Raw genomic sequence first — 13,820 nt, 5'->3', positions numbered from 1 at the left:
ACATTGAGACCGTGTTCAGTCTGTTTAATCGAGGCCTGCATGTCTTTCGATCTCTCCGCGCGCCTCGCTGCCCGCCGTGCCGAGCACCTTTATCGCCAACGCCCGCTGCTGGAAAGCCCCCAAGGCCCGCAAGTGGTGGTCGACGGCCAACCGCTGCTGGCGTTCTGTAACAACGATTACCTGGGCCTGGCCAATCACCCGCAAGTGATTGAAGCCTGGCGCGCCGGTGCGTCCCGTTGGGGTGTCGGCGGTGGCGCGTCGCACCTGGTGGTCGGGCATGCCACGCCGCACCACGAGCTGGAAGAAGCCCTGGCCGACCTCACCGGGCGCCCGCGCGCATTGCTGTTTACCACCGGCTACATGGCCAACCTCGGCGCAGTCACGGCGTTGGTGGGGCAGGGCGATACGGTGCTGGAAGACCGGCTCAACCACGCCTCGCTGCTGGATGCCGGCTTGCTGTCCGGTGCGCGTTTCAATCGCTACCTGCATAACGACGCCGAAAGCCTGGCCAAGCGTCTGGAAAAGGCCACTGGCAACACGCTGGTGGTCACCGACGGCGTGTTCAGCATGGACGGCGACCTGGCCGACTTGCCCGCGCTGGCCCGTGAAGCCCGCGCAAAAGGCGCCTGGCTGATGGTGGATGATGCCCACGGTTTTGGCCCGTTGGGCGCCAATGGTGGTGGGATCGTCGAGCATTTCGGCTTGAGCCAGGAGGACGTGCCGGTACTGGTCGGCACCCTCGGTAAAGCCTTCGGTACGGCGGGCGCCTTTGTGGCGGGCAGCGAAGAGCTGATCGAAAGCCTGATCCAGTTTGCGCGCCCGTATATCTACACCACCAGCCAGCCCCCGGCGCTGGCCTGTGCGACCTTGAAAAGCCTGGAGTTGCTGCGCACCGAGCATTGGCGGCGCGAGCACCTCGACGGCCTGATCCGCCAGTTCCGCCGGGGCGCCGAGCAGCTTGGCCTGGATTTGATGGCGAGTTTTACGCCGATCCAGCCGATCCTGGTCGGTAGCAGCGCCAAGGCCGTGCGCCTGTCGCAGATGCTGCGCGAGCGTGGCCTGATGGTCACGGCGATCCGCCCGCCCACCGTACCCGCTGGCAGCGCACGTTTGCGCGTGACGTTAACGGCGGCCCACACCGAGGCGCAGGTGCAGCTATTGTTGAGCGGATTGGAAGAGTGTTTCCGCTTGTTAGGCGCCACGGAGCCCGACCATGCGTGATCGACTGATTTTGTTGCCTGGCTGGGGCCTCGGCGTATCGCCGCTGGAGCCGTTGGCCGCCGCCTTGCACGGTCTGGACGAACACCTGCGGGTGCAGATCGAACCGTTGCCGACGCTGGACGCCAGCGACCTGGACGAATGGCTCGATGAACTCGACGCGACGCTGCCGGACGACGCCTGGCTGGGCGGCTGGTCCCTCGGCGGCATGCTTGCTGCGGAACTGGCGGCACGACGTGGCGAACGCTGCTGCGGCTTGCTGACCCTGGCGAGCAACCCCTGTTTTGTCGCCCATGACGGTTGGCCGAGTGCGATGCCTGCCGAGACCTTCGACGCCTTCCTCGCCGGTTGTCATGCCGATTCCCAAGTCACCCTGAAACGCTTCGGCCTGTTGTGTGCCAAGGGCGCCGCCGACCCGCGTGGGCTGGCGCGTTTGCTGGTGGGCGGGGCGCCGAACACTCCGCCCCGGGCGTTGATGAGCGGCCTTGAATTGCTTGCCCGACTCGACACCCGCGACGCCTTGCTGGCCTATCGGGGCCCGCAGATGCACCTGTTTGCCGGGGGCGACGAACTGGTGCCCGCCGAAGCCGCGAGCGACCTGCTGAGCTTGCTGCCCGATGTTGAAATCGGCCTGATTGAACAGGCTGGTCACGCTTTTCTTCTGGAGGACCCCCACGGTGTGGCGGGGGCCATCCAGGCTTTTTTGCATGAGTGCGCTGATGACTGATTTATCCCACGCCCCGTTGCCGGGTGCCCTGCCGGACAAGCGCCAGGTGGCGGCGTCGTTTTCCCGTGCGGCGGCCAGCTATGACAGCGTTGCCGAGTTGCAGCGGGCTGTCGGCGCTGAATTGCTGGCACGTGTGCCGGCCGGTATTGCACCGCAACGCTGGTTGGATATGGGGTGCGGCACCGGGTATTTCAGCCGTGTGCTGGGCGCGCGCCTGCCCGCCAGCCAGGGCATTGCGTTGGACATCGCCGAAGGCATGCTCAACCACGCGCGGCCCCTGGGTGGCGCACAGCACTTCATCGCAGGTGATGCCGAGCGCTTGCCGCTTAAAGCTGAAAGCGTGGGGCTGCTCTTCACCTCCCTCGCGGTGCAATGGTGTGCGAATTTCGGCGCGGTGCTCAGCGAGGCTTATCGCGTGCTGCAACCCGGTGGCGTGTTGGCGTTCGCCAGCCTGTGCGTGGGCACCCTGGATGAGCTGCGCGAAAGCTGGCGGGCGGCGGACGGTATGGTTCACGTCAACCGTTTCCGCACTTTCGAGATGTATCAGCAATTGTGCGCGGCCAGCGGCCTGCGGGTGGTGAGCCTGGAGCGCCAGCCCCATGTGCTGCACTACCCGGATGTACGTAGCCTGACCCATGAGTTGAAGGCGTTGGGCGCCCATAACCTCAACCCCGGCCGGCCGGGAGGGTTGACGGGGCGCGCGCGGATTGTTGCACTGGTGGACGCTTACGAGCAGTTCCGTCAGGCCCAGGGCCTGCCCGCCACGTATCAAGTGGTGTACGCCGTACTGGAGAAACCGCTATGAGCGCCTATTTTGTCACCGGTACCGATACGGATGTTGGCAAGACCACCATCGCCGCCGGCCTGTTGCACGCCGCCCGGCAAGCCGGAAAAAGTACTGCCGCCGGTAAGCCGGTGGCCTCTGGTTGCCAGGTCACGCCCAAAGGCTTGCGCAACGCCGACGCACTGGCGCTGTTGGCCGAATGCTCGCTGCCGCTGAGTTATGCCGAGGTCAACCCGCTGGCGTTCGAGCCGGCCATCGCGCCCCATCTGGCGGCGCGCGAAGCGGGGGTTGCGCTCACGGTGCAAGCGTTGCTCAAGCCGATGCAGCAGATCCTGGCGCGGGATGCGGATTTCACCCTGATCGAGGGCGCGGGCGGTTGGCGCGTGCCGCTGGCGGATCAGGCGAACCTGTCGGACCTGGCCATTGCGCTGAAGCTGCCGGTAATCCTGGTGGTGGGCGTGCGCCTGGGGTGCATCAGTCATGCCTTGCTGACTGCCGAGGCCATCGCCCGGGACGGTTTGTCGCTGGCGGGCTGGGTGGCGAATATCATCGATCCCAAGACCTCCCGTCTGGAAGAGAACCTCGCCACCCTGGCCGAGCGATTGCCTGCACCGTGCCTGGGGCGTGTGCCGAAGCTCAAGCACGCCGGGGCTGAAGCGGTGGCCGAGTACTTGCAATTGGATCTGCTTGACTGATTTTGGCTATCACTAAGGCATTGTGCCATTAGTGTTTTTGACGGGTGTTTTGCCGGTTTCTCTGCTTCAATCAGGGCTCACGATTCTATAAAGGCAGGTTTACGCCATGGACATCTCTGGAAGCAGCGCGTTTTATTCGGGACTGAGCACCATTCAGGCCGGGCAGAACCGTGTCGACCAGGCCGCCGGCAAGATCGCCAGCGCGGCGACGACCCAGCCATCGGATGCACAGCTTGATCGTCTGCGCGCCAACGACCGGGCCCAGCCGTCGAATTCGGCGAGCAATATGGTCGAGATGGCTGAAGGCAAGTTTCAGGTGGAGCTGGGCGCCAAAGTCGCCAAGGCTTCGGATGAAATGCTCGGCACCTTGATCGATACCTTCGCTTGACCCCTCTCCTCCCAGGCGTGCTGGCTCTTCTGGGGGAGCTGGCTTGCCTGCGATAGCTTCTACTTTTTCTTCCTGATGCACCGCGGCGCCTGCATCGCAGGCAAGCCAGCTCCCATATTTGTTCTGCGCCAACCCTCTGAACTTCTACACTTTCCTGTGCAGTGGCATCTCGCCACGTGCGCTGTAGTGCGCGCCATTGATTTGCCGCATGACAAACGGCGTCTTGACATCCCCAAGTCGTAAACGTATGTTTCAAACACCTGTTTGACCGCCACAACAATTCCACGCGGTTGTTCATTCCAGATACATCAGCAGAGGTTTATCGCTATGCCTGACTACAAGGCCCCCTTGCGTGATATTCGCTTCGTTCGTGACGAACTGCTTGGCTATGAAGCGCACTATCAGAGCCTGCCGGCTTGCCAGGACGCTACCCCGGACATGGTTGACGCCATCCTTGAGGAAGGCGCCAAGTTTTGTGAGCAAGTGCTGGCCCCGTTGAACCGCGTGGGTGACATCGAAGGGTGCACCTGGAGTGAGTCTGGCGTTAAAACCCCTACTGGTTTCAAAGAAGCCTATAAACAATTCGTCGAAGGCGGCTGGCCAAGCCTGGCCCACGACGTAGAGCACGGTGGCCAAGGCCTGCCGGAATCCCTGGGCCTGGCCGTGAGCGAAATGGTTGGCACCGCCAACTGGTCGTGGGGCATGTACCCAGGCCTGTCCCACGGTGCGATGAACACCATTTCCGAGCACGGCACCCCCGAGCAGCAAGAGGCTTACCTGACCAAACTGGTGTCGGGTGAATGGACCGGCACCATGTGCCTGACCGAGCCACACTGCGGTACCGACCTGGGCATGCTGCGCACCAAGGCCGAGCCTCAGGCGGACGGTTCCTACAAGGTCTCCGGCACCAAGATCTTCATCTCGGCCGGTGAACACGACATGGCCGACAACATCGTCCACATCGTACTGGCACGCCTGCCGGACGCTCCGGCTGGCACCAAAGGCATCTCGCTGTTTATCGTGCCGAAGTTCCTGCCCAACGCCGATGGCTCGATCGGCACGCGCAACGCGGTGAGCTGTGGCTCGCTGGAACACAAGATGGGCATCCACGGCAACGCCACCTGTGTGATGAACTTCGACCAGGCCACCGGTTTCCTGATCGGCCCGGCGAACAAAGGCCTGAACTGCATGTTCACCTTTATGAACACCGCTCGCCTGGGGACCGCGCTGCAAGGCCTGTCCCACGCCGAGATCGGCTTCCAGGGCGGCCTGAAATATGCCCGTGATCGCCTGCAAATGCGCTCCCTGACCGGCCCGAAAGCGCCGGACAAAGCCGCTGACCCGATCATCGTGCATCCTGACGTGCGTCGCATGCTGCTGACCATGAAAGCCTTCGCCGAAGGCAACCGTGCGATGGTGTACTTCACCGCCAAGCAAGTGGACATCGTCAAGTACGGCACCGACGACGAAGCCAAGAAACAGGCCGACGGCCTGCTGGCCTTCATGACTCCTATCGCCAAGGCGTTCATGACCGAAGTCGGTTTCGAGTCCGCCAACCACGGCGTGCAGATCTACGGCGGCCACGGCTTCATTGCCGAGTGGGGCATGGAGCAGAACGTGCGCGACAGCCGCATTTCGATGCTGTACGAAGGCACCACGGGTATCCAGGCTCTCGACCTGCTGGGCCGTAAAGTGCTGATGACCCAAGGCGAAGCGCTCAAGGGCTTCACCAAGATCGTGCACAAGTTCTGCCAGGCCAACGAGGGCAACGAAGCGGTCAAAGAGTTCGTCGCACCGCTGGCTGCACTGAACAAAGAGTGGGGCGAGTTGACCATGAAGGTCGGCATGGCCGCGATGAAAGACCGCGAAGAAGTCGGCGCCGCCTCGGTGGACTACCTGATGTACTCCGGTTATGCGTGCCTGGCTTACTTCTGGGCCGACATGGCGCGCCTGGCGGCTGAGAAACTGGCGGCCGGCACCTCCGAAGAAGCGTTCTACACGGCCAAGCTGCAGACGGCGCGCTTCTACTTCCAGCGCATCCTGCCGCGTACCCGTACCCACGTGGCCACCATGCTGTCGGGCGCCAACAACCTGATGGACATGAAAGAAGAAGACTTCGGCCTGGCTTACTAAGCCTTACCGGGTCACTTCCTGAGCCGCCGCTTCCTACCGGAAGCGGCGGCTTTTTTTGGGCAATAAAAAACCACAGTACAGCGCTCAGGGATTGCCGTTGGCTGCCGTTAAAGTGATGGCAATGTGATACATGCGTGCCAGGTTATGCTTAACTGTTCGCGCAGAGGCACAGTGCCATCATTCTTTTGCGGGTCGGAGTTTTACCCTTGTCACGCGTGTCCGCTGTACGGTTCAGTCATTTCCTACCTTCGTTGCTGCTGTTGCTGGCCGGGCTCTCGGCTGCGTACGTCAAGGACCTCAACGTCTTCTTTACCTCGCTGTTCAACGTGCTGCCGACCCTGGTGCTGTTGCTCGGCGGTTCGTATTGCGCGGTGTATCGACGCCAGCGCGAACTGTTTCTGATGATCACGGTGTATATCGCCTACTTCCTGCTCGATACCCAGACCGACTACTACCGCGACAATGGCCGCGTGCGTGAAGACGCCGCCGTGGTGTTCCATTTGTGTTGCCTGCTCTTGCCGCTGTTGTTCAGCATCTATGCGTTATGGCAGGAAAAAACCCACCTGTTCCGCGACCTGGTCGCACGCTGTGCTGTGTTGCTTGCCGTAGGCAGTGTTGCGTTGGCGTTGGAGCAAAGTTATCCCCAGGCGCTGTTGAACTGGCTGGCAGAGATCCGCTGGCCGGCGTTGCATGGGGCCTGGATGAGCCTGATCCAGTTGTCGTACCCGATGTTCCTGATCGGCTTCCTGACCCTGGTGGCGCAATACTGGTATCAGCCACGCCCGCTGCACGCCGCGCAACTGGTGGGATTTATCGGTTTGTTCTGGATGCTGCCACAAACCTTCATCCTGCCGTTCACCCTCAACATCATGTGCAGCCAGGTGATGCTGATGATCGCCGCGGGTGTAGCCCACGAGGCCTATCAAATGGCCTTCCGCGACGAACTGACCGGCCTGCCCGGACGGCGTGCGCTGAACGAACGCATGCAGCGCCTGGGGCGCAACTACGTGCTGGCGATGACCGACGTTGATCACTTCAAGCGCTTCAACGACACCCACGGCCACGACGTGGGTGATCAGGTGCTGCGCCTGGTGGCGAGCAAGCTGGCCAAGGTCAACGGTGGCGGTCGCGCCTACCGGTATGGTGGTGAAGAGTTCGCCGTGGTGTTTGCCGGCAAGAGCCTGGATGAGTGCATGCCGCATCTGGAAGAAATCCGCGAGATCATCGCCAACTACGACATCAAACTGCGCAACCCGGATCGTCCCCAGGACGATCAGCAAGGGCGCCAACGGCGGGTGGGCAATGGCGCCAGCAGTGTGTCGGTAACCGTCAGCATCGGCGTGGCCGAGCGTCAGGCTGAGCAACGCACCAGCGAAGAAGTGCTCAAGTCTGCCGACCAGGCGCTGTACGCCGCCAAGGGCGCAGGGCGCAATTGCGTGATCGCGGCCGGGCAGACCCGGCGTGGCGCCGTGCGCACGCAAAGCGCTGCCGGTTGAGTAATGGCGCTGTATTCAGCAGCGCTACAGTGATTGTCCGAGGGCTTGGCCGGCAGTAGGTTGAAGCGATCTGCTGCCGGAGACATTGCCATGCCTGACTACAAAGCTCCCCTGCGCGACATGCGCTTTCTGATCGACAACGTGTTTGATTTCCACGGCCACTACGCCGCGTTGGGCGCGACGGATGCCAGCCCCGACATGGTCAGTGCGATCCTCGAAGAAGGCGCCAAATTCTGCGAAAACGTGCTCGCGCCGCTCAACCGCAGCGGTGATGAAGAAGGCTGCCATTTCGACAACGGCGTCGTCACCACGCCCAAGGGGTTCAAGGAAGCGTTCGCTCAGTATGTCGAAGGCGGCTGGCACGGCGTGGCGGCGGACCCGGCCTTCGGCGGCCAAGGCTTGCCGCAGTCCCTGGGCCTGGTGCTCAGTGAGATGATCGGCTCCAGCAATACCTCGTGGGGTATGTACCCGGGGCTGACGCATGGCGCGATGTCAGCGATCCACGCCCATGGCACTGCGCAACAGAAAGACACCTTCCTGACTAAGCTCACCGCCGGCGAATGGACCGGCACCATGTGCCTCACCGAAGCCCATTGCGGCACCGACCTGGGCCTGATCAAGACCCGCGCCGTGCCCCAGGCGGACGGCAGCTATGCGCTGACCGGCAGCAAGATCTTCATCTCGGCCGGCGAGCACGACATGAGCGCCAATATCATCCACTTGGTGCTGGCCAAGCTGCCGGATGCGCCGGCGGGCACCAAGGGCATCTCGTTGTTTATCGTGCCCAAGTTCCATGCCGATTCCGGCGAGCGCAACGCGGTGCATTGCGGCTCTATCGAACACAAGATGGGTATCAAGGGCTCGGCCACCTGCGTGCTGAATTTCGACGGGGCCAAGGGCTTCCTGATCGGCGAGGCGAACAAGGGCCTCAACTGCATGTTCACCATGATGAACCATGCGCGCCTGGGCACCGGCATGCAGGGGTTGTGCAACGGCGAGGCGAGTTACCAGGGCGCGATCAAATACGCCAACGATCGCCTGCAGATGCGCTCTTTGACCGGCGCCAAGGCCCCGAACAAAGCCGCCGACCCGATCATCGTGCACCCCGACGTGCGGCGCATGTTGCTGACCATGAAGGCCTTCAACGAAGGCAACCGGGCGCTGACCTACTTCACTGCGCAATTGCTCGACACCGCGCACCTGAGCAGCGACGCCGCGCAACGCCAGGAGGCCGAAGACCTGTTGGCGTTCCTCACGCCGATCTGCAAAGCCTTTATGACCGACACCGGCCTTGAAGTGACCAACCACGGCATGCAGATCTTTGGCGGCCATGGCTACATTCGCGAATGGGGCATGGAGCAACTGGCGCGGGATGCACGGATTGCGCCGATCTATGAAGGCACCAACGGCATCCAGGCCCTCGATTTGCTTGGGCGTAAAGTGCTGGGTAGCCAGGGCAAGTTGCTGCGCGGGTTTACCAGGATTGTGCATAAGTTTTGCGCGGCGAATGCCGAGCATGCCCAGCTCAAGGCCTATGTGGCGCAACTCAATCAACTCAATGGGGAATGGGGCGAGCTGACGACCAAAGTGGGCATGGCGGCCATGAAGAATCCCGACGAAGTCGGCGCAGCGGCAGTGGATTACTTGATGTACAGCGGTTACATCGTGCTCGCCTATCTGTGGCTGCGCATGGCGGTTGCCGCCCAAGCGCAGGTCGAGGATGCCGCGTTCGCCCAAGCCAAACTGGCCACCTGCGACTTCTACTTCAAGCGCCTGCTGCCCCGCACCGCCACCCACCGCGCCGCCGTGGAAGCGGGCAGCGAATGCCTGATGAGTCTGCCTGCGGAGGCATTTGCGTTGTGATGACTTAAAAATACCAGCCAGTCACAAGTGGACCCTATGTGTCTGAAAAGTTGTTCGGGTACACTCGGAGCCTGTAAAACCGACCCTTACCGAATTACCTTTCACGTTCTCACGAGGTTTGCCATGGCTGATTACAAAGCGCCGCTGCGTGATATGCGCTTCGTCCTCAACGAAGTCTTTGAGGTCGCCGACATTTGGGCTCAGTTGCCGGCATTGGCAGACACCGTTGATGCCGAAACCGTAGAGGCAATCCTCGAAGAAGCCGGCAAAGTCACTGCCAAATCCATCGCCCCGCTTAGCCGTGGTGGCGATGAGCAGGGTTGCCGTTGGCAAGACACAGCGGTGTTTACCCCGGATGGTTATCCGCAGGCTTATAAAACCTACGCTGAAGGTGGCTGGGTGGGTGTAGGCGGTGATCCGGCGTTCGGTGGCATGGGCATGCCCAAGGCGGTCTCGGCCCAGGTTGAAGAGATGATCAACTCGTCGAGCCTGGCGTTTGGCCTGTACCCGATGCTGACGTCCGGCGCCTGTGTCTCCATCAATACCCACGCCAGTGAAGAACTCAAGGCCACCTACCTGCCGAAGATGTACTCCGGTGAGTGGGCCGGTTCCATGTGCCTGACCGAAGCCCATGCCGGTACGGACCTGGGGATTATTCGCACGAAAGCCGAGCCGCAAGCGGACGGTTCCTACACGATCAGCGGCACCAAGATCTTTATCACCGGCGGCGAACACGACCTGACCGAAAACATCATCCACCTGGTGCTGGCCAAGCTGCCGGACGCGCCGGCCGGTCCCAAGGGCATCTCGTTGTTCCTGGTGCCGAAGTTCATGGTGAATGCCGATGGCAGCCTGGGTGCGCGCAACCTGGTGAGCTGTGGCTCGATCGAGCACAAGATGGGCATCCAGGCGTCCGCGACCTGCGTGATGAACTTCGACCAGGCCGTGGGTTATCTGGTGGGCGAGCCGAACCGTGGCCTGGCGGCGATGTTCACCATGATGAACTACGAGCGTCTGGGGGTGGGTATCCAGGGCCTGGCGTCCGGTGAGCGCTCGTATCAGAACGCGATTGAATATGCGCGTGACCGCCTGCAAAGCCGTGCGCCGACCGGTGCCCAGGCCAAGGACAAGGTGGCCGATCCGATCATCGTCCACCCGGACGTGCGTCGCATGCTGCTGACCATGAAGGCCGCGAACGAAGGCGGTCGCGCGTTCTCCACCTACGTGGCGACGCAGTTGGACATCGCCAAGTTCAGCGAAGACCCGGCTGCCCGCGAGCGTGCGGATAACCTGGTGGCCTTGCTGACCCCGGTGGCCAAGGCGTTCTTGAGCGACCTTGGCCTGGAAACCACCGTGCTCGGCCAGCAAGTGTTCGGCGGCCACGGCTATGTCCGCGAGTGGGGCCAGGAGCAACTGGTGCGTGACGTGCGCATCACCCAGATCTACGAAGGCACCAACGGCATCCAGGCGCTGGACCTGATGGGGCGCAAAATTGTTGGCAGTGGTGGGGCGTTCTACACCTTGTTCGCTGACGAGATCCGCGCATTTATTGCCTCGGCCGCCGGCGAGTTGGCGGAGTTCACCAAGCCGCTGAGTGCGGCGGTCGACACCCTGGACGAACTGACTGCGTGGGTGCTGGATCGCGCGAAAACCAACCCGAATGAAATCGGTGCGGCGTCGGTGGAGTATTTGCATGCATTTGGATACATGGCCTACGCCTATATGTGGGCGCGCATGGCAAAGGCGGCGTTGGGCAAAGAGGCTGAGGAGGCCTTCTACGCCAGCAAGCTGGGGACTGCGCGCTTCTACTTTGCCCGCCTGCTGCCGCGTATCCAGTCGCTGAACGCGTCGGTAAAGGCCGGTAGTGAATCGCTGTTCCTGTTGGATGAGGCGCTGTTTTAAGGGGAGGAGGGCGTGTAAGTATTCTCTTACATGACGTGCTGCTATTCGTCCTCTATCGCCAAATTGGATCCACAGTTAATCTACTTCACATGGACGTCGCGCAGGAAGCGCAAAGCAACAACACGGACACGTAGGATTCTGCCAGGATGGCGGAGTGAAATGGATGTCAGGGAAACAGTCTGCAAAGCCCCGCTTCGGCGGGGTTTTCTTTTGCCCGCGAAAAAGTCAGGCGCTTGCCTGCGGCGCATTCATCACGTCTTCCAGCAACGTGCGCAACAGCGCTACCGTCGCCTGCTGGCGTTGCGCATCACGGCACACCAAACCGACTTTCAACGGCACCCTGGGTTCGCTCAAGGGTTTCCATAGCAGTGCCTTGCTGTTGTGTTCGTCTTGGGAGCGGCCCGGCAGTACCGTCGCCAGTTTGGTGTGGGGCAGGCTGTCGAGAATCCCCACCATGGTGTTCAGCTCGGCCTGCACCTGCGGGCGCCGTCCGAGGTTGGCCAACTGGCCCTGCCAGATTTGTCTGACCTGAAACTCTTCCCCCAGCAGCAACATCGGCAACTCGGCCGCCTGTTTCAGCGAGACTTTCTTGAATTCCCGCAACGGGTGATCCTCGGGGATGACCACCTTCAACTCATCTTCATACAACAGTGCGCCGTGCAGGCCCGGCTGGCGTGGCGGCAGGTAGCTGATGCCGATGTCTAGCGAGCCATTGAGCAGTCGCCGCTCAATCTCCAGCCCGGTCAACTCGTAAATCTGCACCACCAGGTGTGGCTGGGCCTTGCGCACCCGTTCGAGCATTTGCGGGACCAGGCTGGTGTGCACGGTTTGCAGCACACCGATGGCCAAGGTGCGCATGGCCTGGCCCTTGAAGTTGCGCAAGGCTTCGACGGCTTGCTGCATGCCATCAATCAACGGCAACGCGTGGTTGTACAGGGTGTGTGCGGCGAGGGTCGGCAGCAGGCGTTTGCTGCTGCGTTCGAACAGGCTCACATCGAGGTTTTGTTCCAACTGGCGGATCTGCTGGGACAACGCCGGCTGGGAGATCGACAGACGCTCCGCGGCACGGCCGACGTGGCCTTCCTCATACACCGCGACGAAATAACGCAGTTGCTTGAAATCCATAAGATTTGATTATCGAAAAAGCTGGAAAATCGAAATGGCCGTTGGCCCCCGGGGCGCCTAGTCTAGCGCCTATTCGCAGGGCTTACAGGGCCAGATCGGGCAATGAATAGCGTTTATTTAGATAGCGTTTACATAGGCAAGGCAAAAAACCTCAAGGCACTGTTGCTCGGTCGCACCGACCAAGGTCCGGTTGCTATTGGGGGTGAGCTGTGAACCTGTTCAATATGCGCCGCCCGACGCCCAGCCTGGATGACCTGATTTTGGACGAGTCGCGTGATGATGCGTCGAGCGAATCCTTGATGCCCACTGTGGCGCGTCCACCGCAAGTGTTCGTACGCGGCCAGGGCTCCTGGCTGTGGGACAGCGACGAGCGTGCCTACCTGGATTTCAGCCAAGGCAATGCTGCCAACAGCCTCGGCCACAGCCCACAGGTGTTGATCAAGGCCCTGGCCGACCAGACCCAGGCGCTGATCAACCCGGGCAACGGCCTGCATAACCGTGCTCAACTCAACCTCGCCGAACGGCTCTGCCATCGTACCGGCAGCGACCAGGCCTACCTGCTCAACAGTGGCGCGGAAGCCTGTGAGGCGGCGATCAAGCTGGCGCGCAAATGGGGCCAACTGCATCGCGGTGGCGCCTACCGCATCATCAGTGCCAGCGGCGGTTGCCATGGGCGCAGCTTCGCGGCGATGTCGGCTTCGGCCGGTGGTCCGGACAATCGTTTTGAACCGCAACTGCCAGGCTTCAGCCATGTGCCTTTCAACGACCTGCCGGCCCTGCACGCCGCAGTCGATGCGCAAACCGTGGCCATCCTGCTCGAACCCATCCAGGGCGAAGCCGGCGTGATCCCGGCCACCGAGCACTACCTCAAGGGTGTCGAGCGCCTGTGTCGTGAACTGGGCATCCTGCTGATCCTGGACGAAGTACAAACCGGCCTTGGCCGTTGCGGCACCCTGCTTGCCGAACAGCAATACGGCGTACGCGCCGACATCATCACCCTGGGTAAAGGCCTGGGCGGCGGCGTGCCCCTGGCGGCGCTGTTGGCCCGGGGCAAAGCCTGTTGCTTCGAGTTGGGCGAGCTGGACGGCACCCATCATGGCAACGCGTTGATGGCCTCAGCCGGCATGGCGGTGCTTGATACGGTGCTGGAGCACGGCTTCCTTGAACATGTACGTGAAGCCGGCTTGCATCTGGGCGAAGGCCTTGCCCGCCTGGCCTACCGCTACGACCACGGCCAACTGCGCGGCTACGGCCTGATGTGGGGCCTGACCTTGTCGGATGATTCTGCAGATGCAGTGGTAAAAGCTGCGCTGCACGAAGGCCTGATCCTCAACGCCCCGCAACCCAATTGCCTGCGCTTTACCCCGGCGTTGACCGTCAGCAAAGGCAACATCGACGAAATGCTCCTGCGCCTGGCGCGCGCTTTCTCCCGCGTGCGTACTGCGCAGTTGCAATGCCGCAAGGGCATCGCCGTTTAACCCCAATTTCC

General features: G+C 61.9%; 11 protein-coding genes. 10 read left to right on the top strand and 1 reads right to left on the bottom strand.

The window, feature by feature from the left end; all coding sequences use genetic code 11:
* Positions 1-39 precede the first annotated feature (39 nt).
* The 9 genes from bioF (at position 40) to PSH81_RS24690 (ending at position 11,206) form a co-directional block, all read left to right on the top strand.
* A complete protein-coding gene (bioF, locus tag PSH81_RS24730) occupies positions 40-1,221 on the top strand; it encodes an 8-amino-7-oxononanoate synthase (RefSeq protein WP_305391636.1) in 1,182 nt (393 codons plus the stop codon).
* A complete protein-coding gene (locus PSH81_RS24725) occupies positions 1,214-1,945 on the top strand; it encodes an alpha/beta fold hydrolase (protein ID WP_226454473.1) in 732 nt (243 codons plus the stop codon). The genes bioF and PSH81_RS24725 overlap by 8 nt, the downstream gene beginning before the upstream one ends.
* On the top strand, positions 1,938-2,750 hold the full coding sequence (gene bioC / locus PSH81_RS24720; protein WP_192299830.1) for a malonyl-ACP O-methyltransferase BioC: 813 nt from the start codon (positions 1,938-1,940) through the stop codon (positions 2,748-2,750). Before PSH81_RS24725 ends, bioC begins: the two co-directional genes overlap by 8 nt.
* Positions 2,747-3,424, top strand: coding sequence for a dethiobiotin synthase (bioD, locus tag PSH81_RS24715; RefSeq protein ID WP_192299829.1), 678 nt, complete (start codon positions 2,747-2,749; stop codon positions 3,422-3,424). The genes bioC and bioD overlap by 4 nt, the downstream gene beginning before the upstream one ends.
* A 106-nt stretch (positions 3,425-3,530) precedes the next feature.
* Positions 3,531-3,812, top strand: coding sequence for a pyrroloquinoline quinone biosynthesis protein PqqE (locus PSH81_RS24710; protein ID WP_192299828.1), 282 nt, complete (start codon positions 3,531-3,533; stop codon positions 3,810-3,812).
* Between the two features lie 327 nt (positions 3,813-4,139).
* Positions 4,140-5,945: a phenylacyl-CoA dehydrogenase gene (locus PSH81_RS24705; protein WP_305391635.1), complete on the top strand. Its 1,806-nt coding sequence runs from the start codon at positions 4,140-4,142 to the stop codon at positions 5,943-5,945.
* A gap of 206 nt (positions 5,946-6,151) precedes the next feature.
* Positions 6,152-7,441: a diguanylate cyclase gene (locus PSH81_RS24700; RefSeq protein WP_192299826.1), complete on the top strand. Its 1,290-nt coding sequence runs from the start codon at positions 6,152-6,154 to the stop codon at positions 7,439-7,441.
* Positions 7,442-7,531: 90 nt separating this feature from the next.
* Positions 7,532-9,304 carry an acyl-CoA dehydrogenase C-terminal domain-containing protein gene (locus PSH81_RS24695; protein ID WP_305391634.1) on the top strand — a complete coding sequence of 591 codons (1,773 nt, stop codon included), beginning with the start codon at positions 7,532-7,534 and terminating at the stop codon, positions 9,302-9,304.
* 123 nt (positions 9,305-9,427) lie between these two features.
* Positions 9,428-11,206: an acyl-CoA dehydrogenase C-terminal domain-containing protein gene (locus PSH81_RS24690; protein WP_305391633.1), complete on the top strand. Its 1,779-nt coding sequence runs from the start codon at positions 9,428-9,430 to the stop codon at positions 11,204-11,206.
* Positions 11,207-11,431: 225 nt separating this feature from the next.
* Here PSH81_RS24690 and PSH81_RS24685 read toward each other — a convergent pair whose 3' ends face one another.
* Complete coding sequence (locus tag PSH81_RS24685) at positions 11,432-12,331, bottom strand: LysR family transcriptional regulator (protein ID WP_226454469.1); 900 nt, start codon at positions 12,329-12,331, stop codon at positions 11,432-11,434.
* 209 nt (positions 12,332-12,540) lie between these two features.
* Between PSH81_RS24685 and PSH81_RS24680 the strand changes: the two genes are divergently transcribed.
* Complete coding sequence (locus tag PSH81_RS24680; RefSeq protein ID WP_305391632.1) at positions 12,541-13,809, top strand: aspartate aminotransferase family protein; 1,269 nt, start codon at positions 12,541-12,543, stop codon at positions 13,807-13,809.
* Positions 13,810-13,820 lie beyond the last annotated feature (11 nt).

The organism is Pseudomonas sp. FP2335 (assembly GCF_030687535.1).
Lineage (GTDB): Bacteria > Pseudomonadota > Gammaproteobacteria > Pseudomonadales > Pseudomonadaceae > Aquipseudomonas.
This window is presented reverse-complemented; position numbering and strand designations above follow the sequence as displayed.